The 25,344-nt window shown below is 63.1% G+C and carries 23 protein-coding genes and 2 pseudogenes; 7 read left to right on the top strand and 18 right to left on the bottom strand.

The annotated features are described in order from the left end of the window. A pseudogene (locus ACEK02_RS33115) lies at window positions 1-187 on the bottom strand (C4-dicarboxylate ABC transporter); the annotation flags it as partial. A gap of 198 nt (window positions 188-385) precedes the next feature. Next, window positions 386-1,954, bottom strand: coding sequence for a 2-isopropylmalate synthase (locus ACEK02_RS33110; RefSeq protein WP_371426129.1), 1,569 nt, complete (start codon window positions 1,952-1,954; stop codon window positions 386-388). A gap of 497 nt (window positions 1,955-2,451) precedes the next feature. Here ACEK02_RS33110 and ACEK02_RS33105 point away from each other — a divergent pair, with 497 nt between their 5' ends. Beyond that, complete coding sequence (locus ACEK02_RS33105; protein WP_371426127.1) at window positions 2,452-3,345, top strand: dihydrodipicolinate synthase family protein; 894 nt, start codon at window positions 2,452-2,454, stop codon at window positions 3,343-3,345. Between the two features lie 92 nt (window positions 3,346-3,437). On the opposite strand, the gene ACEK02_RS33100 is transcribed toward ACEK02_RS33105, so the two are convergent. From ACEK02_RS33100 to ACEK02_RS33090, 3 genes are all read right to left on the bottom strand, one after another. Continuing rightward, the gene (locus ACEK02_RS33100) at window positions 3,438-4,403 is read right to left on the bottom strand and encodes a polyphosphate kinase 2 family protein (protein WP_371426125.1); all 966 of its coding nucleotides are present in this window, start codon (window positions 4,401-4,403) and stop codon (window positions 3,438-3,440) included. A gap of 65 nt (window positions 4,404-4,468) precedes the next feature. Then, window positions 4,469-5,167: an NUDIX hydrolase gene (locus ACEK02_RS33095; RefSeq protein ID WP_371426123.1), complete on the bottom strand. Its 699-nt coding sequence runs from the start codon at window positions 5,165-5,167 to the stop codon at window positions 4,469-4,471. Between the two features lie 9 nt (window positions 5,168-5,176). Next, window positions 5,177-6,220, bottom strand: coding sequence for an ABC transporter substrate-binding protein (locus ACEK02_RS33090; RefSeq protein WP_371426121.1), 1,044 nt, complete (start codon window positions 6,218-6,220; stop codon window positions 5,177-5,179). A 142-nt stretch (window positions 6,221-6,362) separates the two neighbouring features. Between ACEK02_RS33090 and ACEK02_RS33085 the strand changes: the two genes are divergently transcribed. Then, window positions 6,363-6,824, top strand: coding sequence for a cupin domain-containing protein (locus ACEK02_RS33085; RefSeq protein WP_371426119.1), 462 nt, complete (start codon window positions 6,363-6,365; stop codon window positions 6,822-6,824). Window positions 6,825-6,875: 51 nt separating this feature from the next. Here the strand turns inward: ACEK02_RS33085 and ACEK02_RS33080 are convergent, their stop codons facing one another. Both ACEK02_RS33080 and ACEK02_RS33075 read right to left on the bottom strand, forming a co-directional pair. Continuing rightward, the gene (locus ACEK02_RS33080; protein ID WP_371426117.1) at window positions 6,876-7,664 is read right to left on the bottom strand and encodes an ABC transporter permease; all 789 of its coding nucleotides are present in this window, start codon (window positions 7,662-7,664) and stop codon (window positions 6,876-6,878) included. Continuing rightward, window positions 7,661-8,464: an ABC transporter ATP-binding protein gene (locus ACEK02_RS33075; protein WP_371426133.1), complete on the bottom strand. Its 804-nt coding sequence runs from the start codon at window positions 8,462-8,464 to the stop codon at window positions 7,661-7,663. The genes ACEK02_RS33080 and ACEK02_RS33075 overlap by 4 nt, the downstream gene beginning before the upstream one ends. 136 nt (window positions 8,465-8,600) lie before the next feature. On the opposite strand from ACEK02_RS33075, the gene ACEK02_RS33070 reads away from it, so the two are divergent. Beyond that, window positions 8,601-9,410 (top strand): ATP-binding cassette domain-containing protein, encoded by an 810-nt coding sequence (locus tag ACEK02_RS33070; RefSeq protein ID WP_371426115.1) that lies wholly within the window; start codon window positions 8,601-8,603, stop codon window positions 9,408-9,410. Then, window positions 9,407-10,966, top strand: a complete 1,560-nt coding sequence (locus ACEK02_RS33065) for an ABC transporter permease/substrate-binding protein (RefSeq protein ID WP_371426113.1) — start codon at window positions 9,407-9,409, stop codon at window positions 10,964-10,966. Before ACEK02_RS33070 ends, ACEK02_RS33065 begins: the two co-directional genes overlap by 4 nt. Before the next feature lie 14 nt (window positions 10,967-10,980). Here the strand turns inward: ACEK02_RS33065 and ACEK02_RS33060 are convergent, their stop codons facing one another. The 5 genes and pseudogenes from ACEK02_RS33060 to ACEK02_RS33040 all read right to left on the bottom strand — a co-directional run bounded on the left by ACEK02_RS33060 (window position 10,981) and on the right by ACEK02_RS33040 (window position 16,252). After that, the gene (locus ACEK02_RS33060) at window positions 10,981-12,726 is read right to left on the bottom strand and encodes a sulfatase-like hydrolase/transferase (RefSeq protein WP_371426111.1); all 1,746 of its coding nucleotides are present in this window, start codon (window positions 12,724-12,726) and stop codon (window positions 10,981-10,983) included. A 360-nt stretch (window positions 12,727-13,086) separates the two neighbouring features. Continuing rightward, window positions 13,087-14,316 carry an ABC transporter substrate-binding protein gene (locus ACEK02_RS33055; RefSeq protein WP_371426131.1) on the bottom strand — a complete coding sequence of 410 codons (1,230 nt, stop codon included), beginning with the start codon at window positions 14,314-14,316 and terminating at the stop codon, window positions 13,087-13,089. A gap of 143 nt (window positions 14,317-14,459) precedes the next feature. Then, complete coding sequence (locus tag ACEK02_RS33050; protein ID WP_371426109.1) at window positions 14,460-15,188, bottom strand: FadR/GntR family transcriptional regulator; 729 nt, start codon at window positions 15,186-15,188, stop codon at window positions 14,460-14,462. Window positions 15,189-15,318: 130 nt separating this feature from the next. Further along, window positions 15,319-15,507, bottom strand: a pseudogene (locus ACEK02_RS33045) (hypothetical protein); the annotation flags it as partial. A gap of 19 nt (window positions 15,508-15,526) precedes the next feature. Beyond that, window positions 15,527-16,252, bottom strand: coding sequence for a TetR/AcrR family transcriptional regulator (locus ACEK02_RS33040; RefSeq protein ID WP_371426107.1), 726 nt, complete (start codon window positions 16,250-16,252; stop codon window positions 15,527-15,529). A gap of 111 nt (window positions 16,253-16,363) precedes the next feature. Between ACEK02_RS33040 and ACEK02_RS33035 the strand changes: the two genes are divergently transcribed. Further along, window positions 16,364-16,993 (top strand): hypothetical protein, encoded by a 630-nt coding sequence (locus tag ACEK02_RS33035; protein WP_371426105.1) that lies wholly within the window; start codon window positions 16,364-16,366, stop codon window positions 16,991-16,993. A gap of 51 nt (window positions 16,994-17,044) precedes the next feature. Here the strand turns inward: ACEK02_RS33035 and ilvC are convergent, their stop codons facing one another. The 5 genes from ilvC to ACEK02_RS33010 all read right to left on the bottom strand — a co-directional run bounded on the left by ilvC (window position 17,045) and on the right by ACEK02_RS33010 (window position 22,246). After that, window positions 17,045-18,064 carry a ketol-acid reductoisomerase gene (ilvC, locus tag ACEK02_RS33030; protein WP_089267877.1) on the bottom strand — a complete coding sequence of 340 codons (1,020 nt, stop codon included), beginning with the start codon at window positions 18,062-18,064 and terminating at the stop codon, window positions 17,045-17,047. A gap of 153 nt (window positions 18,065-18,217) precedes the next feature. After that, entirely contained in the window at window positions 18,218-18,820 is a 603-nt protein-coding gene (locus tag ACEK02_RS33025) for a LysE family translocator (RefSeq protein ID WP_371426103.1), read from the bottom strand. A gap of 7 nt (window positions 18,821-18,827) precedes the next feature. After that, window positions 18,828-19,700 (bottom strand): EamA family transporter, encoded by an 873-nt coding sequence (locus ACEK02_RS33020; RefSeq protein WP_371426101.1) that lies wholly within the window; start codon window positions 19,698-19,700, stop codon window positions 18,828-18,830. An 18-nt stretch (window positions 19,701-19,718) separates the two neighbouring features. Next, a complete protein-coding gene (gene ilvN, locus ACEK02_RS33015; RefSeq protein ID WP_116660748.1) occupies window positions 19,719-20,261 on the bottom strand; it encodes an acetolactate synthase small subunit in 543 nt (180 codons plus the stop codon). Window positions 20,262-20,467: 206 nt separating this feature from the next. Further along, window positions 20,468-22,246, bottom strand: a complete 1,779-nt coding sequence (locus ACEK02_RS33010; RefSeq protein ID WP_371426099.1) for an acetolactate synthase 3 large subunit — start codon at window positions 22,244-22,246, stop codon at window positions 20,468-20,470. Window positions 22,247-22,705: 459 nt separating this feature from the next. Between ACEK02_RS33010 and ACEK02_RS33005 the strand changes: the two genes are divergently transcribed. After that, window positions 22,706-23,128, top strand: coding sequence for a hydrogenase (locus ACEK02_RS33005; protein ID WP_371426097.1), 423 nt, complete (start codon window positions 22,706-22,708; stop codon window positions 23,126-23,128). An 80-nt stretch (window positions 23,129-23,208) separates the two neighbouring features. On the opposite strand, the gene miaA is transcribed toward ACEK02_RS33005, so the two are convergent. Continuing rightward, a complete protein-coding gene (gene miaA, locus ACEK02_RS33000; RefSeq protein ID WP_371426095.1) occupies window positions 23,209-24,117 on the bottom strand; it encodes a tRNA (adenosine(37)-N6)-dimethylallyltransferase MiaA in 909 nt (302 codons plus the stop codon). Window positions 24,118-24,120: 3 nt separating this feature from the next. Here miaA and serB point away from each other — a divergent pair, with 3 nt between their 5' ends. Next, window positions 24,121-25,011 (top strand): phosphoserine phosphatase SerB, encoded by an 891-nt coding sequence (gene serB / locus ACEK02_RS32995; RefSeq protein ID WP_371426093.1) that lies wholly within the window; start codon window positions 24,121-24,123, stop codon window positions 25,009-25,011. The last annotated feature ends 333 nt before the right edge of the window (window positions 25,012-25,344 follow it).

Here is a 25,344-nt window from a genome sequence, read left to right as displayed (position 1 = left end):
CCTCAACCTTCACCTTGCCATTGGTGTATTTCTCGGCGAGTTCCTTGAACTTGTCCGCGCCCTGCCCCTTCGGCGTGTTCGGCGCGACGACGTGGCTGAACTTGATGACGATGGGCGATTGAGCGGAGGCCGGACCGGCCAGCGCGAGCGCCGCGATCGACGCTGCCGCCAAAATAAACTTGCGCATGATGTTCTCCCTGTTGGTCGCGCGGAGCTGTTTCAAAAAGTCGCTGCGCTTGGATGCCACGGGCAGCTTTATCGTCATCGGCGACCAAACGCCATCGCTCCCTTCGCAGGGGTTGCAGCAAAAGCTTTACTGCAATGCAAAAAAACGCGGCGTCTTGCGACGCCGCGTTTCATTGCGCGTATAGGTTTTGGAAAGCGCTCAGCTCGCGGCAGCAACCGCTGCCGGCATGTCGCGCTCACGCTTCATCACGATCTTGTTCAACGCACCGAGATAGGCCTTTGCCGAAGCGACCAGCGTATCCGGGTCGGCGGCGCGCGACGTCATCGAGCGACCTTCATGGGCCAGCCGCACCGATACTTCCGCCTGCGCGTCGGTCCCTTCGGTCACGGCGTGGACCTGATACAGCTCCAGCTTGGCCTCATGCGGCACCAGCGCCTTGATGCAATTGAACACCGCATCGACCGGACCATTGCCTTCGGCTTCCTCGATCTTGGTCACGCCGTCGACGTTCAGCTTCATGGTGGCGCGCTGCGGACCGTGGGTGCCGGCGATCACCGTCAGCGAGGTCAGCTTGATGCGGTCGTGCGACTGCGCGATCTCCTGGTCGATCAGCGCCTCGATATCCTCGTCATAGATATCCTTCTTGCGGTCGGCCAGCGCCTTCATGCGGATGAAGGCGTCTTCCATCTGGTTCTTGCCGAGCTTGTAGCCCAGCTCTTCCAGACGGTGCACGAAAGCATGGCGGCCGGAATGCTTGCCCAGCACGATCGACGACTGCTTGAGGCCGACCGACGCCGGCGTCATGATTTCGTAGGTCGAGGCGTCCTTCAGCACGCCATCCTGATGGATGCCGCTCTCATGGGCGAAGGCGTTCCGGCCGACAATCGCCTTGTTGTACTGCACCGGGAACGAGGTCGCCGCCGACACGACTTTCGAGGCCCGCGTCAGCCAGGTTGGGTCGATCTTGTTCCAGTACGGGAATTTGTCGTTGCGCACATTGATCGCCATTACGACTTCTTCGAGCGCCGCATTGCCCGCGCGCTCGCCGATGCCGTTGATGGTGCATTCCACTTGGCGCGCACCGCCATCGATGCCGGCCAGCGTATTGGCCACCGCCATGCCGAGATCGTTGTGGCAATGCACGGAGAAGATCGCCTGATCGGAATTCGGCACACGTTCGCGCAGAGTGCGGATGATGCGGGTGTATTCCTCCGGCGTGGTGTAGCCGACGGTGTCGGGAATATTCACCGTGGTGGCGCCGGCCTTGATGACGGCTTCGGTGATGCGGCACAGGAAGTCGATGTCGCTGCGGGTCGCGTCTTCGGCCGACCATTCGACATTGCTGACCAAGTTGCGCGCGCGGGTAACGCCGGCCACCGAGGCGTCGATCACCTGCTCCGGGGTCATGTTCAGCTTGACGCGCATATGCAGCGGCGAGGTCGCGATCACCATGTGCACGCGGGCACGATCACCGGCGGGCTTCACGGCTTCGGCGCAGCGATCGATGTCCTTCGGATTGACGCGGCCGAGACCGGCGATGACCGAATTCTTCGAGCGCTTGGCGATCTCGTGCACCGCCTCGAAATCGCCTTCCGACGAGATCGGGAAGCCGGCCTCGATAATATCGACGCCCATATCGTCGAGCATCTCGGCGATTTCCAGCTTCTCTTCAAAAGTCATGGTGGCGCCGGGGCACTGCTCGCCGTCGCGCAAGGTCGTGTCGAAAATGAAGACGCGGTCCTTGTCGGACTTCGTGGTCGCGGTCATGGGATATTCCTTAAGTCGGGGCGCGGTCTGTGTGGGCGCCAGGGAAAGCTGATGGTCTGCGTGTCATGATCCCCTGAGTACCCAGGCCAGATGGCCCAGACGGCGCTCAGGGGCAGATAAGCAGAAGCAGCCCGCCGAGGAGGGTCGATGCCGAAGAAAGGGACAGCGAGGCAGCCGGAATCGCGTCGGGACCAGCGGCAACAGCCACTCCCCCGGAAACTCCAACCATGTCGCTGCGAATCAGCATTACCACACCTTCAGGCCTACATCCTCGGCGCAAACCATTGATGGTTCGTTGCCGACCGGAGCCTGAGGTGGTTCTAGACGACAAATACGGGGGCCTGCAACGGCTAAGAGGGTCAGGAAGACTGACCTAAATCCCTCCGAAAGGCCGCGGGCGCAAGCGGTCAACTGGCTTACCCGGAACATCGCCAACTGGACGTGTTCCCGGCCCCCCTTTTGCCCTAAGACCGAACGGTAATGACGAGGACAGAACGATGACTTTCGCCAGGGGATTATCCGCTTTCCCGATCACGCCGATGAACACCAATGGCCGGGTCGATACGCCCGCGCTCCAGCGACTGGTAGCGCCGCTGGCGGCCGCCAAGGTGGATTCCATTGGCCTCCTGGGCAGCACCGGGTCCTACCCTTTCCTGACCCGCGACGAGCGCCGCCGCGCCACAGACGCCGCCATCGCCGAGGTCAATGGCCGCGTCCCCGTGCTGGTGGGTATCGGCGCGCTGCGCACCGATGAGACGATCAACCTTGCCCGCGACGCCAAGGCGGCCGGTGCTGCCGCCGGCCTGCTGGCGCCGGTGTCCTATACGCCGCTGACCGAGGATGAGGTGTTCGAGCACTTCAAGGCGGTTGCCGGGACAAGCAAACTGCCGATCGTGATCTACGACAATTTCGCCACCACGCATTTCAAGTTCACGCCCGACCTCATCGGCCGCATTGCGCGGATTCCCGGCGTCGTGGCCGTGAAAGGGACATCGCCCGAAGCGAGCCTCGCGGCGGATCATCTCAAGCAGATGCGCGCCGCCGTGCCATCAGGCTTCTCGGTCGGCTATGCCGGGGACTGGAATTCGATGGAGACGCTGCTCGCTGGCGGCGATGCCTGGTATTGCGTCGCTGCGGGTCTGTTTCCCAAAAGCTGTCTGGCCATCACGCGCGCGGCGCAGGCCGGCAATGCAGACGAAGCGCGCCGCCTCAATGGCGCGATGCAGCCGCTGTGGGATCTGTTCAAGCAATATTCAAGCCTGCGCGTGATGTATGCGGCTGCGGATATCATGGGGCTGACGGATGCGAAGCCACCACGCCCCGTGCTGCCATTGAACGATGCGGCGCAGGACAAGGTGGCCGCGGTGTTGAAGGAATTGAAGCTGAGTTAGCAGCAAACACGTCATTCCCCGGCACACCAATTGGTGTGCCGGGGGCCAGGCCGGCGCGAGCCAGGCGCGACCCCGGAATGACGAGCCAAGTCCTAGCGCTTCGCCGCTTTCTTCTTGGCCTTCTTGGCGACCTTCTTCACCACAGGCGCGCCGTCCCGCGATGGCCCTTCCTTCTCCAGAGCCTCGCGGATCAGCATGAAATCCTTCTTGTCCTCGCCATTCACTGTCGGGAATTGCAGGTCGAGCTTTTCAAGCGCGTTGACGATCGCCGAACCGATCACCACGCGCGAGAACCATTTGCGATCTGCCGGCACGACATGCCACGGCGCTTCCTCGCAGGACGTATGCCTGACCAGGTCTTCATAGGCCTCCTGATACTTGTCCCACAACGCACGCTCGGTGATGTCCGCCGATGAGAACTTCCAGTTCTTCGCGGGCTGTTCCAGACGATCAAGGAAACGCTCGCGCTGCTCCTCCTTGGAGACGTTGAGAAAGAATTTCAGCACCACGGTGCCGTTGCGCGCGAGATACTTTTCGAAGGCGGTGATGTCCTCGAAGCGCTCACGCCAGATTCTCTTCGTCACCAGTTCCGCCGGAATCTTCTGCTTGGCGAGGATTTCCGGATGCACCCGCACCACCAGACATTCCTCGTAATAAGAGCGATTGAAGATGCCGATCCGGCCGCGCTGTGGCAGTGCGACGGTGTGACGCCACATGAAATCATGATCGAGCTCGTTCGATGACGGCGTCTTGAACGAATGAACCTCGCAGCCCTGCGGATTGATGCCGTCGAACACACTCTCGATGGCGCTATCCTTGCCGGCGGCGTCCATGCCCTGGAAGATCAGCAGCAGCGACCAGCGATCCTGCGCATAGAGCTTTTCCTGCAGCTCCTGCAGCCGGCGGCGGTTGGCCTCGATGATCTTCTTGCCGGTTTCCTTGTGCAGCCCGCCTGACGCATTGGTGTCATGCGCCTTGAGGTGAAAAGCCTTCGAACCATCGACCCGATATGGCTCGATATAGGACTTCAACGCAGACACAACTGGCTTGGCAGACATGAGATCGGCAACTCCGGGACACAGGGATTGCAAGCGTAGCGTGCCGACATCCCCGGCGCCAGACGTCAGAGCTTGGCCGCCAGGAAGGCGCGAATATAAGCCGGCATCGTCTCGGTGAAATCGCTGGGGCTCCGTACCAGATGAATGGCGCTCAGCTCCCGATCATCCTGCGTGGCAAGGTTGGCTTCGATCCGCGCCCGCACAGCGTCGCCCGACACGGCTAGATCGAGCATACGGATCATCGCGGTCAGCGATCCGGCCTGCACGATGTCCCACTGATCGGCCGCACAGTAGTCATCGGGCATCAGGCCGACCTCCTCCTCCGTCTCCCGTGTGACGCTGCCGGGAATGTCGACCGTATCACCGCGCAGGTCATTGAGATCCGGTGTACCAGCCGGAAAGTAGATCTTGCCGGCGTTCGCTGTGTGCTGGCCCATCTCACCGAGCACGAAGGCGCCGTCACTCGTCCTCAATGCGCCCATACCGAAACCGTTGAACACCGACGCGTCCGGGAAGCCCCAGTCGCGCCAGGCAAGAAAACTGGCGAAGTCGGTCTGAAAGTATCGCGCGCTGAAGGTATCCCCTGCGAAGACCGGATCGCGAGCCATCAGGATTTGACCGTTGAATATTTCCGGCTTCGCGCGGCGCGCTTCGGCAAAGTGCGCGTCGATCTTGTTGCGATGCTCATGTGCGAACAGCCATTGCCACTCACTAAAGACGAGATCGAGCTTCTTGACGGAACGAAGAACGAGCTCTGCCGTCATTGCGTATCTCTACTTCGCATTCGTTCCCATCGTCCTTGCGAACTGTTCGACATATTTGTTGGTATAGGTCTTGCTGACATCGATATTGGCTTTCGCTACTTCCGGCGAGCCCTCGCTGAAGACGGCGAGCACGGCCGCTGCGCCCTTCGGATCCATCAATCCTGTTTCCGAATACATCGGAATCGTGTTCCTGAGTGCGGCGAGATAGAGTTCCTTGTCCTTGCCGACGATGCCTTCGGGCATCTTCGCCATGATCTCTTCCGGCGTATGGCTGTGGATCCATTTCAACGTATTCATGATCGCGTTGGTGAGACCCTGCACTTCCTTCTCGTGACCATTGACCCAGGCCGTCGTCGAATACAGCGCGCCGCCGGGATATTCGCCGGAGAACACGGCCATTGTGTCCTTCTGCGTGCGGGTATCGCTGAGAATCATGAGGTCTTTGTGGCTGCCCTGCAGCACGGTAACGGCAGGATCGAGCATCACGGCGGCTTCGATCTGCCCCTGCTCCATCGCTGCCACCGCGGTCGCGCCGAGGCCGACGCCGATCACCGCCGTGCCGGCCGGATCGAGGCCGTTCTTCTTGAGTTGATACTTCAGAAAGAAGTCGGTGGACGAGCCCGGCGCGCTGACGCCGACCTTCTTGCCGGCGAGATCCTTGATCGACGTGATCTTGCCGGTGTGCTTCGGCGATACCACCAGCACCAGACCGGGATAGCGGTCATAGACCACGAAGCTCTGCAGCTCCTGCTTCTTGGCAGCGAGATTGACGCAATGATCGAAATAGCCGGAAACCACATCGGCGCTGCCGCCGAGGACAGCCTTCAGCGCATCCGAGCCGCCCTTGAGGTCAACGAGCTCGACGGCGAGACCCGCTTTTTCATATTCGCCGAGCTGCTTGGCCAGCACCGTCGGCAGATAGCACAGGCACGCCCCGCCACCGACGGCGATCGTGATCTTGCTTTGCGCTGCAGCAGGCTGAACGAGAAACAGTGACAGGAGACCCGCAAGGAAAAAACGTGCAAGGAATAAACGGCTCAAGCCGGTTTTCATGTTTGTTGTCATTGTTTCCTCCGCTGCTTTGCAGCGCGGAGGATAGATGAGCCTCTGCCGGTTGGAAAGCCGGCACTGGTCAACGGACATCCCACGACATAGCATCCGCGCGGCAAATCATTGTCATCCAGGGGGAACGTTCATGAAGCGCATTACCGCGACACTCTCCATCACGGCCGCTTTCGCTGCCGGTTGCCTCATCACGCATCTCGTGCCCGAAGGCATCACGCCGGCACAGGCTGCAGAAAACATCACCGCTCAGGTCATTCACGTCCCCGAACTCACCGGCGACGCACTGGGACCCGCATCGCCCACCGGCTTCCGCTCGAAGATGTTCATGTCCGCCGACGGCGCGACCATCTCGGTACAGGACGGCAATGTGGTGAAGCACATGCATCCCAACACCAATGAGATCCAGTACATCCTGGAAGGCACCGGCACGGTGTGGCTCGGAGACAAGGAAGTGCCGGTCAAGGCCGGCGACCTCATCATCATCCCCAAGGGCACGCCCCATGGCGGCACCAAGCCCGACGGCAAGCCGTTCCGCGCCATCGCCATCAAGACCCCGCCGCAGGCGCCGGACGATACCAAGGTCCTGCCGTAGGTAGCGACGCTCCTGCTTAACCTCTCCCCGCTTGCGGGGAGAGGCTACCTCTCAGCTCCGCCCGTCACTCACCACCGGCTTCCACACCAGCAACCGTTTCTCGACCATCGTCACCAGCACATCGATGGCGATCACAAAGGCCGACAGCACGAACATGCCCGCGAACACGCCGGCCACGTCGAACGTGCCCTCCGCCTGCTGGATCACATAACCCAGCCCGGCCGCCGAGCCGAGATATTCGCCGACCACGGCGCCGACGACCGCAAAGCCCACTGCGGTATGCAGCGACGAGAACATCCACGACAGCGCCGACGGCCAGAACACGTGGCGCATCAACTGCCGCTCGCTCATGCCCAGCATGCGGCCATTGGCGAGCACCGTGGGGCTGACTTCCTTGACGCCCTGATAGACGTTGAAGAACACGATGAAGAATACCAGCGTGACGCCAAGCGCCACCTTCGACCAGATACCGAGCCCGAGCCACAGCGCGAAGATCGGCGCCAGCACCACGCGCGGCAGCGCATTGGCCATCTTCACATAGGGATCGAAGATCGCGGCGAGCCGCGGCTGGCGCGCGAACCAGAAGCCGATCAGCACGCCCAGGGTCGAGCCGATAACGAAGGCCAGCACAGATTCCAGCAGCGTGATGCCGAGATGCTTCCAGATAATGCCTGACGCGAACCAGCTGTAGATCTGGCTGCCGACATCGAGTGGGTTGGAGAAGAAGAACGGTGGCAGCAGGATGCGGCCGAACACCGGCACAGTGGTGAGCAGATGCCACAGCCCGATGACGACCACGGCAACCAGCACCTGACACAGCAGCAGCACAGGACGCGTCATGACGCGGCTCCCACGCCGGACGACTGCGCATAGCCCTTCATCACCTCGTCCTTCAGCACGCTCCAGATCTCGCGGTGAAGCGCGTGAAAATCCTTGTCGAGCCGCACCTCGAAAATATCGCGCGGCCGCGGTAACGGCACTTTCCAGTCGCCGATGATGCGCGAGCCCGGCCCCGCCGACATGATGACGACGCGGTCGGCCAGCGCGATCGCTTCTTCGAGATCGTGGGTGACGAACAGCACCGCCTTGCGATCCCTGCTCCACAGATCCAGCAGCAGGTTGCCCATCACCTGCCGGGTCTGCGCATCGAGCGGACCGAACGGCTCGTCCATCAGCAGGATCTTCGGATTGCGGATCAGCACCTGCGCAAGACCGACGCGCTTGCGCTGGCCGCCCGACAGCATATGCGGATAGCGGCCCGCGAAGGCGCCGAGGCCGACCGACGTGAGCCAGTCCTGCGCCCGCGCCAGCGCTTCGGCGTGTGCAACGGCGATCTCCAGCCCGATGGCGACATTGTCGAGCGCGGTCTTCCAGGGAAACAGCGCATCGGCCTGAAACAGGTAGCCGGCCTGTGCGTTCAAACCGTTCAATGGCTGATCGAAAATCCGGACGGTGCCGGAGGCCGGTGCGAGCAACCCGGCGGCGACATTGAGCAAGGTGGATTTGCCGCAGCCGGTCGGCCCGACGATGGCAACGAATTCGCCATCCGCCACCCGCAGCGTCGCCTTCTCCACCGCCGTATAGATGCGATTGTCGGCGATGCCGAATGCCACTGTCGCGTCATCAAGCGCCACCGCCATCGATGCCGCGGCTCCACCTGCCTGCACGCGCGTTCCCCAGAGTGTTTTTGGTCAGGCATTGGCTTAGCGCTGCGGGGCAGACAATTCAACGGCCGGCCGAGCTTGGTGGGTCGCCACGGCTGTGATAGTCCGGGACATGACCTCCGCTGCCCCCCTGATCGCCTTCCAGCATGTCAGCAAGAGCTTCGACGGCGGGGCCGTCAACGCCGTCGATGACGTTTCGCTCGATATTGCCGAGGGCGAGTTCCTCGCGGTGGTCGGCAATTCCGGCTCCGGCAAGACCACGCTGATGCGGCTGGCCAACCGGCTGATCGTGCCGGACGCGGGCAGCATCATCATCGCCGGCGAGGACGTCGCGCAGGTCGACCCGATCGAGCTCCGCCGGCGTATCGGCTACGTGTTCCAAAGCGGCGGCCTGTTTCCGCATATGAGCATCAAAGACAATATCGGCATCACGCCCAGATTGCTCGGCACCCCGCCCATGGAGATCGCAGATCGCGTCGACGAACTGCTCGATCTCGTGCGCCTCGATCGCAACCAGCATCGCGATCGTTTCCCGCACGAACTCTCCGGCGGCCAGCGCCAGCGCGTCGGCGTCGCGCGTGCGCTGGCGGCCAGGCCACGCATCGTGCTGATGGACGAGCCCTTCGGTGCGCTCGATCCGCTGACCCGCGATGCGCTCGGCGACGATTTTCGCGACTTGCATCGCACGCTCAAGCTCACCACCATCATGATTACCCATGACATGACCGAAGCGATCCTGCTGGCGGACCGCGTCGCGGTGATGCGCTCGGGCAAACTGCTCGCGCAAGGCACGCCCACCGAGTTGTCCAAAAGCGCTGATCCCTATGTCGGCGAGTTGCTCGGCACGCCGCGTCGGCAGGCAAAGCGGCTTCAGATGTTGCTGCCAAAAAATGGCGCCCCGCCCCAGGGCAATGCGACATGAGCCTGTTCAGCGATCCGCGCTGGAGCGACGCGCTCGGCCATCTGCCGGATTATCTTGGCAATCATGTCCGCGTCAGCCTCGCTGCGCTGGCGCTCGGTCTCGCCATCAGCCTGCCGCTGGCGATCATCGCGCGGCATCGGCCGGTGCTGCGCGGCACCCTGCTCGGCATCGCCAGTATCGTGCAGACGGTGCCCGGATTGGCACTGCTTGCGCTGTTCTACCCGCTGCTGCTCGCACTTGCGGCGCTGTCACTGCAATATATCGGCGTCAGCTTCTCGGCCTTCGGCTTCCTGCCGGCGGTGCTGGCGCTGGCGCTGTATTCGATGCTGCCGGTGCTGCGCAACACCATCACGGGATTGAACGGAGTCGATCCTGCCCTCACCGAAGCCGCGCGAGGCGTCGGCATGACGCCGCGGCAATCGCTGACCATGGTGGAATTGCCGCTTGCGCTCCCCGTGATCATGGCCGGCATCCGCACCTCCGCGGTGTGGGTGATCGGCACCGCGACGCTGTCGACGCCGATCGGCCAGACCAGCCTGGGCAACTACATCTTCGCGGGCCTGCAGACCCAGAACTGGGTGCTGGTGATCTTCGGCTGCGTCGCGGCCGCGGTGCTTGCGCTGGCCGTCGATCAATTGCTGGCGCTGATCGAAACCGGCATCCGCCTGCGCAGCCGTATCCGCACCGCCATCGGCTTATTCGGGATCGCCGCGCTGGTGATCGTGACACTGGCACCGAGTCTTGCTCGCTCCGGCACACGCATCGTGGTCGGCGCGAAGACCTTCACCGAACAATATGTGCTCGCGGCGCTGATGTCGCAGCGGCTGCAGGCCGCCGGGCTCGCGACCGCCACGCGGCAGGGCCTCGGCTCCAGCGTCATCTATGATGCGCTGGTCTCGGGCGATATCGATGTCTACGTGGATTATTCCGGCACGCTGTGGGCCAACCAGTTTCATCGCAGCGAGATCCTGCCGCGCGAACAGTTGCTCACCGAACTGAAGACGACGCTGGCGAAAGCCAATATCACGCTGTTCGGCGAACTCGGTTTCGCCAATGCCTATGCGCTGGTGATGCCGCGCATGAAGGCGCAGGCGCTCGGGATCAAGACTGCAGCCGATCTCGCGGCGCTGAGCGGCACCATGACCATCGCCGGCGACTACGAATTCTTCTCACGGCCGGAATGGGCGGGGTTGAAAGCGGCCTATGGCCTCTCCTTCAAGGCCCAGCGCACCATGCAGCCGGACTTCATGTATGCCGCCGTCGCCTCCGGCGAGGTCGATGTCATCGCCGGCTACACCAGCGATGGACTGATCGCGAAATATGATCTCGTGGTGCTGGATGATCCCAGACACGCGATCCCGCCCTATGACGCGATCATGCTGCTGGCGCCGAAACGCGCGGGCGACGAGAAGCTGCGCGCGGCCCTGCAGCCATTGCTGGGCAAGATCGATCTGCCGCTGATGCGCGAGGCCAACCTGCGCGCGTCCGGCAATGATGCGACGAGCTCACCGGAGAGCGTGGCGCGGTGGATGTGGGAGAAGATGGGGAAGAAGTAGCGCCACACGCGCGTTTACAGATCCTTGATCAGCCCCGCATCGATCAGCCATCGGTTGAACCGGCTGGCTTCATCGCCGCCCTTGCAGCCATAGAACACGCCCTTGCAGCGGAGCATGATCTTCTTCTGCTCGACAAAGGACGGATCGAGCGGCACGCGTGCGGCCTCCTGCACCATGAGCGGCAGATAGGCAGCATCGAGCACCGGCAGCGCCGATGACAGGTCAGGCCGGTAGTTCAGCGCGTCGATGGCGTAATAGGTCGTGTAGTACCTGACATCATGCGTCATGATCCGGTCGGCGCGCTGCGGCTGCGGCAGCTCGGGCTCGAGCAGCTTCTGCGCAATTGCCGGCTGGTGATCGCCGAACCGCACCAGCAGGAATGGCTCGGCCGGATGATCCATCTTCAGCTGCGCGACGAAGCCCTTGTAGTCCGCAGCCGTCATGGCCTGGCGGCGGATATACTCATCCGCCTCGGCCGTATTGCCCGGCGCCTGCCAGCCGGCGGGCGTCAGGTCGTCGCGATAGGTCGTCGTCCACGGAAAATGATTGGCAGTGAGATAGACCAGCACGAAGACCGGCTGGTCGGTCTTGCTCTCGCGCGCGATGAGATCCCTGGCCTGATCGAAATAGAAGCGATCGGGCTGCATATCCTCGCTGACACCCATCGCCGCCATGTCGATGAAGCCATCGATGCCGGCGCCCTGCTGGAAGCTGCGGGCGCTGAGGAAATTGCCGTAGGTCGGATAGAGCGAGAAGGTCTTGTAGCCGCAGCGCTGCAGCGCCTGCGGCAGGCCACGCGAAATCTTCCCGGCGGCGATGCGGGTCACATAGAATTTCAGCGCGCCGAACGAGCGGGCCGACAGGCCGGTGAAGATGTTGAACTCGGTGTACCAGGTCGGCCCGCCGCTGGACTCGGTGATCAGGGCGCGCTGCTGGCCGTCCGCGGATTTGAAGTAATCATGATAGCCGGCCGGCACCTTGATGCCGGGCGCCGCCGAGATGTCGAAGGACGACTCGTCCAGCACCATCACGATATTCGGCCGCTTCACACCGGGCTCGCAGGTGGTCATCGGCGATGCCAGCGCCGAACTCACGAGGCTCTTGGAATCCGCCTCGATCCAGCCGGTCGCGGTCAGATGCGACACGGAGACGACGCCGGAACGCGCCAGATTGGAAATGTGATTGACGCCCTGGAACGGCTCCCATGGTTTCTCGGGATTGGCCGCCGACAGGCCTACGATCCCCGCCAGGCAGATGCCTGCGCAGGCCAGCGCGCTGCGGCGGCGCAGGCGGAACGGATCGGCGCGCCAGATCAGCCACAGGACCGGCAGCGCCACGGCGGCCGCGATCAGCAGCCAGGTGCGCAGTTGCGGGAAGATCGAATGCAGGAACGAGATCGTGTCGCGATCGATGATCAGGAAATCCAGGAAGGTCAGCGTCAACTGCGTGATGCCGAACTTGAACTGCGACAGCACGATCAGCACCGTAACCAGCAGCAGCGACAGCACCGCACTGACCCCCGGCCGCTTGAACAGCGCGAGGAACAGGAAGTTCAGCAACGCCCAGGTGAGCAGCGCCAGCGTCATGGCGAACGGGCCGTATTCGACCGAGGCGAGAACATAGATCGCGAGGGCATGGATCGCGGCGATCAGCGCCGCGCGCAGCGGCCGGTGCCGGGCATATTGCCAAGCGGCCGCCAATCGCTCCCTGAAGCGGCGGCCGGCTTGCGCCGGAGAGGTGGAGATCGGCGACGGCAGCATGGCTTGCCTGCGAACACCCGGCAAGAAGACTGCCCTGTCTGGCAACGGCCAGCCGGCTCACGCCGCGCCCGGACCCTGCGGAATGTCACAAAATCGTAATACACACGTCATGAACGGACAATGAACCTTTCGACGCAGGCGGTGCCGGTCCGGGCGTTTGTCGGTCGCAAACAGATCCGTCCTGTAGGATGGGTAGAGCGCAGGCGCGGAGCGCCGGAGCGAAACCCATCGGGGCGTCCGGTGAACAGATGATGGGTTTCGCTGCGCTCTACCCATCCTACTGTCCGCGTGATCCCGGCTCTGCAGCACATCACGCGCGGGGCGTGCTGTGCTGCGTCCGGGACACGAGAAGTATGACCGTTACCGCACTGCGGTCGGCGTCTCGCCCTTGATGATCTCGCCGAAGCGCTCCCAGCGTTCGCCCTTGAAGCTCATCATCTGGAACTGGTCGATGGGCGAGTAGTCGGTCGCGGACGTATTGACCGTGACGCCCGGCAGCAGGCCATCGAGCTGGAGACCCTTGAGATTGGCCGCCTGCTTCATCAGGTTCTCATGGGTGAGATCGTCGCCGCACAGGCGCAGCGCCTCGACCATGGTCTGGGCGATGCTGTAGCCGGACAGCACGGTGCTCTCCATCGCCTTGCCTTCCGGAATGTACTTCTCGACATAGGCATGGAAGTTCTTCATGCCCGGATCGTCCTTCCACTGCGGATCGGTGGGATCCTTGGCGAAGGTGGCCGACAGAACGTCCTGCGCATTCTCGAAGCCTGCCGGACGGATCACGCTGCCCAGCGACGAACTCGCATTCGGGACGATGTGCAGCGGCTTCCAGCCGAGCTCGGCGACTTTCTTGATCGACTGCGCGGCGAATTTTCCGACCGCGAAGGAAAACAGCGTATCGACGCCGGCGGCCTTCAGCTTGACGATTTGCGAGTCGATCGTCGGCTCGGACACCTCGTAGCTCGCCTCCGCCACGATCATCGACGCTCCTTTGTCGCCGAAACCTTCCTTCAATCCCTTCAGATAGTCCTTGCCGAAATCGTCGTTCTGGTAGAGCACGCCGATTTTCGCATCGGGCTTTTCCTTCAGGAGATACTTCGCATAGGCAGCGGCTTCGGCGTGATAGCTCGGCAGCCAGCCCATGGTCCAGGGAAACTGCTTCGGATCGTTCCAGCGCGTGGCGCCGGTCGCGAGAAACAGCTGCGGCGTCTTCTTGGCGTTGACGTATTTCTGGATCGCGGCATTCGCGGCGGTGCCGACATTGCCGACGATCGCCATCACCTCGTCGCTCTCGACCAGCTTGCGCGTCTGCTCCACGGTCTTCGGCGGCGAATAGGCGTCGTCATAGCTGATGAAAACGATCTTGCGGCCGTTGATGCCGCCCTCGTCGTTGATCTTCTTGAAATAGGCCGCGTAGGACTTGCCGAGAATGCCATAGGCCGAAGCCGGACCACTATAAGGCACGGTGTTGCCGATCTTGATTTCGGTGTCAGAGGCGCCGGGGCCATATTTCTTCTGCGCCAGTGCCGGGCTTGCGGCCATTACGACAGCCACCGCACAAGCGGCCATCGAGGTTGCAGTCATGGCAATCGTCTTCATACGCATCATACGTCCTTGTTTTGCGTTTCCAGTGCTTGCGGTGGTTACCGCTACGGCCGTTGCCGTATTCGATCTGAGCCTTCCCGTTGGTCGGGATTGTTGCGCGGCTCGCCAGGTGCTTGTGTCGTTCGCAATCAATCCTTGATGTCGGGGTCCGTAGCACCCTGCTCGGCCAGCGCCCGCACGTCTTCGGCTGCGGTCTGCACGTGGCGATGCACCAGCATCGTGGCTGTCGCTTCGTCGCGCGCTGCAATAGCGGCGACGAAGGCGCGATGATCAATGAGCGAGCGCTGGCGGATTTCTGCAGAGCCGAAATAGCGACGACGCCAGCCCGTGCTCATCAGCATCAGCGGCGTCAGCGTGCGGACCAGCACGCGGTTCTGGCTGGCTGCGACCACGGCGAGATGGAATGCGACGTCCTCGTCGGCGAGATTGCTGCCATTGGCGACGAGCACCGCATAGGTGTCGAGCAGCTGATGCAGCTTCGCGAGATCGGCGTCGGTGCGGCGCTGGCAGGCCAGGCGGAACGCCTGTTCCTCGCACAGGATTCTGGCCTCGGTGACATCACCCGTCACCTGCGCATCGAAGGGCAGCCCGAGATCGGCCTGCAGCACCAGCACATCGAGCCCGCTGTCTTCCAGCGCGTTGCGCAGATAGATGCCCGATTTGGGCTTCCGCTCGGTGAGCCGCATGGCATCGAGCACCGCCAGCGCCTCGCGGACAGACCCGCGCGTCACGCCGAACCGCTCCGACAGGTCCCGCTCCGACGGCAGCCGGTCGCCTTTCGCAAGCCGGTGATGCCGGACGAATTCAAGCGTCTTCCGAACGGCGTCGGAGGTTTCGGTGCTGACGGTGGCAAGCATGAATTGACCCTACCAATCTGGTAAGACCAGTTAGGCGATTTTGGACCCGCTGTCGAGGCGACAAATGGCCCCGCTATTTGGGCTGTAATCCCAACTGCTTCGCCATGAGCGCATCCAGTCAGCGCCGCGGCAGCAGCGGGACGAAGTTCGCGCCGAACTCGGCTTGCAAGCGCTCTGCATCGACCTGCCTGCGCACGCTGCCGAACACGCGAAAACCGCGCGCCGGCAGAAGCTTCGCGGTGGTATGGCCGATGCCCGTGGAGACGCCGCACCTGAGACTTGTCGATCTTCGACAGCAAGCCGCGCAGGTTCGATGAATATTCGAACGCAATCGCTGTTCAGACAGGCTTTGCGATCCCATCAACGAACAGCGTGATGATCGCCTCGGCCATCTGATCGGCCTCGGCATCCGCGACACCCCAGCGCGGAAAATGCCCGTCGATATTCATGCGGGCAAAGCCATAGACCAGTGCGCGACCTGCGATCTTCATGATGCGCAGATCCGCGGAGCGCAACTGACCCCTGTCCTGCGCATCACCGAGCAATTGCCCGGTCATGTCGATCAGTTCGGCATTGTCCTCGCGCACCACCGCCGACTGGTCATGGGCGAAATACTTCCCGCTCGAGATCACCTCGAAATGCGCGGGATTTTTCATCGCCCAGCGCAGATAGGCCAGGCCAAACGCGCGAAACCGAACCAGCGGATCCTCGGAAGACGTTTCGGCGATCGCGGCAGCAATGGCACTACGGAAACGGCGCTGTGCCTCTTCCGCCACCGCGCTCATCAGGTCATTTCGGCTGGGGAAGTGCCGGAACGGCGCCCCCGGCGAAACCCCGGCGCGGCGCGCGGCCTCGCGCACACTGACGGCATCCGCACCGCCTTCCTCTGCCAGTTCAAGCGCCGCCGCAATCAGTACACGGCGCAGATCGCCGTGGTGATAGGTCTTCGGCGACGGCGTTCGACCTTTGGCACCGCGCGGCGCGGCGGATGACTGAAGGGCTCGTTTTCGAACCGGCGACTTTGGCGCTGATCTGGACGGCGGCGGCTTTGCGGACCTGGACATGCCCCAGCATAGCATCACCGTATCGTGAATGTAATCACCGATTACACAATTGACTGGATCGGCCGCACCGAATGTAACTGGTGATTACATATGACAACACAGGGGAACATCATGACACGGGATCGGCGCAACTGGTTCGAAGGCTGGCGGCTGCTCGCCGTGCTGACGCTTGTCCTGATCGCGCTCAGCGCCTGGATCGGCGGCATGCGCGGCTTCGAAGTCGACGGCATCAGGATGGCGATCCGCTTCACGGCGCGCAGCTCGCTGCTGTTCTTCTGCCTCGCTTTCGCAGCATCCGCACTCGCCCTGCTCTGGCCGACATCCGGCACGCGCTGGCTGCGACGCAACCGCCGCACCCTCGGCCTGACCTTCGCGGCGTCCCATGCCATCCATGCCGTCGCCATTATCGGCTTCGCCGTGATGGCGCCTGCTGACTACGCCGCGGCAACGACGCCCGCCTCCTACATCTTCGGCGGTATCGGCTACGCCTTCATCATTGCGATGGCGGCAACGTCATTTGACCGAACGGCGGCGGCGATCGGCCCGCGCGCATGGCGCATCCTGCACACGACCGGCATCTATTATCTCTGGTTTCAGTTCATGGTCAGCTTCGGCATGCGCATCCCGCAAATGCCGAACTATGTCTGGTTCCTGATGCCGTTGATTGTGGTGATGGCGCTCAGGATCGCGGCGGCCGTGCTGAAGCGCCGCCGGGCGCGCGTGGCATTGTCTGCAAACTAAAACGGGACCGCGTTGCCGCGGTCCCGTCGATAGCTGCGTCTGAAGAGGCGCTTAGTTCTTGGTCTTGTCGACCAGCGCCTTTTCCTTGATCCACGGCATCATGTCGCGGAGCTTGGCGCCCACTTCCTCGATCGGATGCGCGTTGTTGCGCTGACGGGTTGCCTTGAACGAGGCCTGGTTGACCTTGTTCTCGAGCATCCAGTCGCGCGCGAACTTGCCCGACTGAATGTCGGTGAGCACGCGCTTCATCTCGGCCTTGGTCTCCGAGGTGACAATGCGTGGGCCGGTGACGTATTCGCCGTACTCGGCCGTGTTGGAGATCGAGTAGTTCATGTTGGCGATGCCGCCTTCATAGATCAGATCGACGATCAGCTTCAGCTCGTGCAGGCACTCGAAGTAGGCCATTTCCGGCGCGTAGCCGGCTTCCACCAGCGTCTCGAAACCGGCGCGGATCAGTTCGACGGTGCCGCCGCAGAGAACGGCCTGCTCGCCGAACAGGTCGGTTTCGCACTCTTCCTTGAACGAGGTCTCGATGATGCCGGCGCGGCCGCCGCCCACTGCCGAAGCGTAGGACAGGCCGAGGTCATGGGCATTGCCCGAGACGTCCTTGTGAACCGCGATCAGGCAGGGCACGCCGCCGCCGCGCTGATATTCCGAACGCACGGTGTGGCCGGGGCCCTTCGGCGCGATCATCAGCACGTCGAGATCTTCGCGCGGATCGAGCAGGTTGAAGTGCACGTTGAGGCCGTGGGCGAAAACGAGCGCTGCGCCCTTCTTCATGTTGTCGTGCATGTGGTCGCGATAGATGTCGCCCTGCAATTCGTCGGGGGTGAGCATCATCATCAGGTCGGCCCACTTGGCGGCCTCGGCGACTTCCATCACCTTGAAGCCGGCGGCTTCCGCCTTCTTCGCGGTGGCCGAGCCCTTGCGGAGCGCGATCACGACGTCCTTGACGCCGGAGTCCTTGAGGTTCAGCGCATGGGCATGGCCCTGGCTGCCGTAGCCGACGATGCAGACCTTCTTGCCCTTGATCAGGTTCAGGTCGGCGTCGCGATCGTAATAAACTCGCATGGGTATTTCCTCTCTTCAGCAACTATATTTCAAAGCTGCCCGTTCGAACGGGTCACCACCGCGTGGTGGATGACCATGAATTGCCGCCGGTTTCTAGGGCGACGGGTGCCGCGAGACAAGCCCGCGACGGTGATTTTGCGCTGCGCGCCGGGCTCATAGCTCGACCAGCACGGGATACAGGGAGGCGATCAGAAGCAACGCCATGGTGATGTTGAACACCCGGACCGCCCGCGGCGATTTGACCAGCGATTGCAGGGCACTGCCCGACAGCGCCCAGGCGCCCGATGACAGGCCCCCCATAGCCACGGATACCGCCACCTGCACGCACACGTTCCACGGATAGCTGGCGACCGCGGCATAGGCCGTGATGGTGCCGATGGCCATCACCCACCCCTTCACATTCACCCATTGAAACAGCGCCGCCCCGATGAAGGTCATCGGCCGGCGTGTCTCCGCCTCGCCCGGATCCGGCGGCCCGGAGCGCGCTATCGCAACTGCGAGATAAACCAGATAGGCCGCACCGCTATATTTCAGGATGGTCTGCAGAACGGGAACGGAGGCAAACACTGCTCCGAGACCGATACCGGTGACACCCACCATGAACGCAAAGCCGAAGGTCACACCGGCCATATGCGGCAGCGTGCGGCGGAATCCGAAGTTCAAACCGGACGCCAGCAGCATGATGTTGTTGGGACCGGGCGTGAAGAACATCACGACCGCAAAGACCAGGAATGCGTAGAAGAGTTGCTGCGACATGTCCGCCTCACGCCACTTCGACGAGCGCGGGCGGGCGCCTCGACAGCAGCATCACGGCAATGCCGCAGACGACGACGATCATGCCCGCGAGCCGCAGCGGTCCGAATGTTTCGCCGAAGGTGATGCTCGACGCCGCCGCGCCGATAAACGGCACCAGCAGTGCAAACGGCACCACCTGCGCCGCAGAGTAATCGCGCAGCAGCCGGCCCCAGATCCAGTAACCGAGTGTGGTGCCGATCACTGCGAGGAACAGTACACAGGTGAAGGCCTTCAGCGATGCATGCGTCAGTGCGTGCCACGTCGCGCTGGCGCCATCGACGCTGAACAGCACGACCAGCAGCGGCAGCAGGGCGACAAGGCTGATCCAGGCAAACAGATCGAGCATCGACACGTTCTTCGCGCGTCGCAGCAGCAGATTGGAAAAGGCAAAACTCACCGGCGCGGTCATCAGCACCGCGAAGGCGAACACGCTGAAATCATAACCGACGGTGAAGCAGATCAGCAGCAATCCGCCCATCGCAATCACGATCCCCGCGACCTGCTGGGCCGTCGGCATCTCGCGCAGGAACAGCGCGGCGAAGCCCACCGTGAACAGCGCCTGGCTCTGCACGATCACCGCGGTCAGGCCGGCCGGCACGCCATGCGCCAAGCCATAGGTCTGCGCCAGAAACTGCGCCACCAGCAGCCAGCTGGTGGCGACGATCAGCAGCCATGACAGTTTCGGCTTCGGCAGGAACAGACACGGCAGCGCCGTGATGCCGAAACGCAGCGTGGTGAGCAGCGTCGACGACATCTCGTCGACCGCCATCCGGGTCAGCACGAAGCCGACGCCCCAGATCACGGCCACCGCAACGGCCAGTGCAATGTCGAAGGGTTTCATGACTGCGATGCGCGGAGGCTACATCCCCTCCGGGCCGCGGCTGATCGCGGCCACGCCGGTCCGCGAGACCTCGACAAGGCCGAGCGGCCGCATCAGGTCGATGAACTGGTTGATCTTGCCGGTATTGCCGGTGATCTCGAACACAAAGCTCTCGATGGTGGCGTCGATCACCCGCGCACGGAACGCTTCGGCCAAACGCAGCGCCTCGACGCGATGTTCGCCGGTGCCGCGCAGCTTGACCATGGCGAGTTCGCGCTCGATGGAGCGGCCGGTCAGCGTCATGTCGACAACGCGATGCACCGGGATCATGCGATCGAGCTGATGCTTGATCTGCGTGATCACCATCGGCGTGCCGGTGGTGACAATGGTGATGCGCGAGACGTGCTTGTGGCTCTCGGTCTCCGACACTGTGAGACTTTCGATATTGTAACCGCGGCCCGAAAAAAGCCCGATGACGCGCGCGAGCACGCCAGGCTCGTTGGCGACGAGCACCGTCAGCGTATGCGTCTCATTGGGGTCGTGACGCTCTTCCATGAAATAGGCGGAGGCAGGCTGTTCCATTGTCGTTTCTCTTTTCAACCGTCTCGGTCAGAATTCGATTTAGCCGCGGGTGACGTAAGCTCCTTCTCCCCGCGTGCGGGGAGAAGGTCGGGATGAGGGGGAGCCTCGGCAGGCTCGGAGCAGGTGGAGAGGCCCCCCTCACCCGCCCGTCTTCGCTGCGCTCCGCCGGGCGACCTCTCCCCGCAGGCGGGGAGAGGTTAGAAGCCTCACACCAGCGCCTTGCCGCCCGCGAAAGCCGCAGCCGTGGCTTCGTCATTCGCCTCCAGCGGCAGCAGCATTTCGTTATGGGCCTTGCCGGACGGGATCATCGGGAAGCAGTTCTCCAGCGCCGCGACGCGGCAGTCGAACAGCACCGGCTTCTTCACCTTGATCATCTCCTGCAATGCGCCGTCGAGATCGCCGGGCTTGCTGCACTGGAAGCCGACGCCGCCATAGGCCTCAGCAAGCTTGACGAAATCAGGCAGCGCCTCGGAATAGGAATGCGACAGCCGGTTGCCATGCAGCAGCTGCTGCCACTGGCGCACCATGCCCATATACTGGTTGTTCAGGATGAAGATCTTGATCGGCAGTTCATGCTGAACCGCTGCCGACATTTCCTGCATCGTCATCTGCACCGAGGCATCGCCGCCGATATCGATGACCAGCGAGTCCGGATGCGCGACCTGCACGCCCAGCGCCGCCGGCAGGCCGTAGCCCATGGTGCCGAGACCACCGGACGTCATCCAGCGATGCGGCTCCTCGAAGCCGAAGAACTGCGCCGCCCACATCTGGTGCTGGCCGACCTCGGTCGTGATGTAGGTGTCGAGATTCTTCGTCGCCTCGAACAGCCGCTGGATCGCGAACTGCGGCAGGATCACGTCGTTGTTCTTCTTGTAGGCCAGCGAATTGCGCGCGCGCCAGCCGGCGATGTCTTTCCACCACGCCTTGGTGTCCGGCTTCTTCGCCTCCGCTTTGAACACCTGCAGGATGTCGCCCAGCACATTGCCGCAGTCGCCGATGATCGGCACGTCGACGCGGATGTTCTTGTTGATCGACGACGGATCGATGTCGATGTGGATCTTCTTCGAGTTCGGCGAGAACGCGTCCGTACGTCCGGTGATGCGGTCATCGAAACGCGCGCCGACGCACAGCATGACGTCGCAATCATGCATCGCCATGTTGGCTTCGTAGGTGCCGTGCATGCCCAGCATGCCCAGCCAGTTCGGGCCGGAGGCCGGATAGGCGCCGAGGCCCATCAGCGTCGAGGTGATCGGAAACCCGGTGACCTCGACCAGTTCGCGCAGCAGCTTCGAGGCCGCGAGGCCCGAATTGATGACGCCGCCGCCGGAATAGATGATCGGCTTCTTGGCACCCGCCAGCAGCGACACCGCCTTGCGGATCGCGTTGGCATCGCCCTTCACGCGCGGCGCGTAGGAGATATGGACGTCCGACTTGCGCGGCGGATGATAGGTGCCGGTGGCGAACTGCACGTCCTTCGGAACGTCGACGACGACCGGACCCGGACGGCCGGTGGTGGCGACGTAGAAGGCTTCATGCAGCACCTTGGCGAGATCGTTGACGTCGCGGACCAGCCAGTTGTGCTTGGTGCAGGGTCGCGTGATGCCGACGGTGTCGCATTCCTGGAACGCGTCGTTGCCGATCAGATGCGTCGGGACCTGGCCGGTGATGCAGACCAGCGGGATCGAATCCATCAGCGCGTCGGCCAGCGGCGTCACCATATTGGTGGCGCCGGGACCCGAGGTCACCAGCACGACGCCCGGCAGGCCGGTGGAGCGCGCATAGCCTTCGGCGGCATGGCCGGCGCCCTGTTCGTGGCGGACCAGAATGTGCTCGACCTCGGACTGCTGAAAGATCTCGTCATAGATCGGCAGCACCGCACCGCCGGGATAGCCGAAGATGTGCTTGACGCCGTGATCCGCAAACGCGCGCACGATCATCGCTGCGCCGGTCATCTGATTGGGATCGTGGGGCTTGCTGTCGCTCATGGTTCGCTCCGGATGCGCTCTGCGGCGCGGCTTGGTCTGGATGGTCGCTGGGTTCGGAAAGCTTGAAGTTCAGACAATAAAAAAGGGCCCGTTCAGGACCCTGTGCACACCGCTCGGTTCGTGGGTAGCCGTCAGCTACCCCCGGCGGTGCGCCAGGGTACCACGATAATAAGGAGGCTTGTAACTTTATTGCGCACAGGATCAGTCCGACTTTTCATAACTTGCGCGGAACATAGCCAGCAAACCGGGGATGTCAAGGGAAGTTGCTGTGATCGCGCTGATTTCGAAGCCTAGCCGGGTCTTTCGCGTTCGGCGAGCGGAAAAATCGGGCGGGCTGATATGCACCAGCTCGTGCCCCGCCCTGGCGCGGACATAAGCGCCGCACGACGGATACTTGCACGCGCGGATTCCTTGCCCAATCCTGCCGGGATAGCCGGCAGGAAGCGAGGGTAAGCGACCATGAGCGACGAAAGGCAGCGCCGCCTGATCTGGCACGGCATGTTCCTGTTTCTACTCGGGCTGCTGACGGGCTTTGCCGAGCCCCACTTCAGCAACCCACGCATGGGTCTCGCCGCGCATCTCGAAGGTTTGATGAACGGCACGTTCCTGATCGCGCTGGGCGCGGCGTGGCATCACGTGCGTCTGTCCGGCCGCATGCCGACAGTTACCTTCTGGCTCGCGCTGTACGGCACCTATGCGAACTGGGCGACGACGACGCTCGCGGCGATCGTCGGCGCCAACAGCCTGTCGCTGATCACCGGAGCCGGCCACAGCGCTCCGCCGTTGCAGGAAACCATTGTGACCCTGGGTTTCGTCACCGTAGGAATGGCGATACTGGCGACCGCGCTTCTGGCATTGTGGGGCCTGCGCCGCAGACTGTAGGGCGGGCAAAGCGAAGCGTGCCCACCATCACACGCAGAGCATAGAACGGTGGGCACGGCGCAAGGACGCCTTTGCCCACCCTACAGTTTCGCCCCCGCCTCCTCCGGCGTCATCCATTCAAACTCCGGCAGTTGATGCCGAAACCATGTGAACTGCCGCTTGGCATAATGCCGCGTATCGGCCCGTCCGATCTCGGCGGCTTCCTCGCGCGAGATCTCGCCGCGGATATGCCGGATCAGCGCCGGCACGCCATGGGCCTTCATCGCCGGCAACAGCGGGTCCAGACCGCGCGCGGCCAGTGCAGCCACCTCGTCCAGCGCTCCCTCGTCCAGCATCTTGCCGAAGCGCGCATCGATCCGCGCATAGAGTTCGTCGCGTTCTGGCGCGAGAAACAGCGCGGTCACGCCCTCCGGCGGCAGCAGCGGCGGCAGGCCCTGGCTGTGCCAGTCGGTGAGCGACCGCCCGGTCGCTTCCACCACTTCCAGCGCACGGGCGATGCGCGTGCGGTCGCGCAGGTTCAGCCGTGCGGCAGAGACCGGATCGACGCGCGCGAGCTGCGCATGCAGCGCCTCCGGCCCGTCGCGCTCCAGCCGTGCGCGGACATCGTCGCGCACCTCGGCGGCAATCGGCGGCACCGCCGAGAGCCCGCGCGTCAGCGCCTTGAAATACAGTCCGGAGCCACCGATGAAGATCGGAAGCTTGCCCTGCGCCCGCACTTCCGCGAGCACGCGTGCCGCCTCCTCCACCCACGCGCCTGCGGAGAAATTCACCGCGGCATCGACCGTGCCATAGAGCCGGTGCGGCGCCAGCGCTTCTTCCTCAACCGTCGGTCGCGCGGTGAGCACGCGCAGGTCGCGATAGACCTGCATGCTGTCGGTATTGATGACCACGCCCTCCTGCGCACGCGCCACGGCCAGCGCCAGCGCCGACTTGCCGCTGGCGGTCGGCCCTGCGATAAGCAGCGCTCTGTTGTCTGCCCTGGAACTCACGTCATGTCTCTCGTTGCGACCCTGATCTGCAACCCCGCCGATCCTGCTCTCGATAGCACGGTGGTCGACGGTCTGCGCGCGCTTCTGCCGGGCGACACCGAAGCGCACTGGCTGAGCGACGGCGTCGCCGCCGACATCCTGTTTACCAGCGACCACAACATGCTCGCGCTCGGCGATCGCCTCCGCGCCGCCCGCGGCGACATGCCGATCGATGTTGTCGTGCAGCCTGTCGAGGGCCGGCGCAAGAAGCTTTTTCTCGCCGACATGGATTCCACCATGATCGGCCAGGAATGTATCGACGAGCTCGCGGATTTCGCCGGCCTCAAGGCCCATGTCGCTGCGATCACCGAACGCGCCATGCGCGGCGAGATCGAATTCGAACCGGCGCTGCGCGAACGCGTCGCGTTGTTGAAGGACCTGAATGTCGGCGTCGTCGACGAAGTGCTGGCCGAGCGTATCACGCTGACCCCGGGCGGCCGTGAGCTGGTACAGACCATGCGCGCCAATGGCGCCTATACCTGCCTTGTCTCCGGCGGCTTCACGCTGTTCACAGCCAAGGTCGCCGAGCTCGTCGGCTTCCAGGAAAACCGCGCCAACGTGCTGCATGTGAAAGATGGCAAGCTCACGGGCACCGTTGCCGAGCCGATCCTCGGCAAGGCCGCAAAACTGGCGACCCTCGTCGAACTGCGCGAGTCCTTCGACCTCGACAATCTCGACACGCTGGCTGTCGGCGACGGCGCCAACGATCTCGCCATGATCCAGGATGCGGGCCTTGGCGTCGCCTATCACGCCAAGCCGGCAGTGGCTGCTGCCGCAGCAGCCCGCATCGACCACGGCGATCTCACGGCACTGCTGTATGCGCAGGGATACAGGCGCACCGAGTTCGTGAGCTAGGCGAAGTTCTGATTGATAACGCCCGTCTCTCCCTGGTCATTCCGGGGCGCACGAAGCGGCAAAGCCCGCTTAGTGCGAACCCGGAATCCCGGAGTGTTTGGCACGATCAAAGACTCCCATGCTGAGATTCCCCGCCGCTCCAAGTGGAGTGGCTGAGGTTCGCCTGCGAAGGCGCGCAGCCGCCCTCAGGCACACCCATTGGTGTGCCGGGGAATGACGCGTGTGGGGCGGCAAGACAGCGCCCAAATATTTTTCCCAGTCTTATTGACAAGATCCCTATCTTGATTATTTTCCCCATCGTCCTGCCCCATCGAGAGGGGCGATCGCGATCGT

This window comes from Tardiphaga sp., assembly GCF_041424195.1.
Lineage (GTDB): Bacteria > Pseudomonadota > Alphaproteobacteria > Rhizobiales > Xanthobacteraceae > Tardiphaga.
Note: the sequence above shows the minus strand (reverse complement) of the source record. Positions and strands in the feature narration are given on the sequence as shown.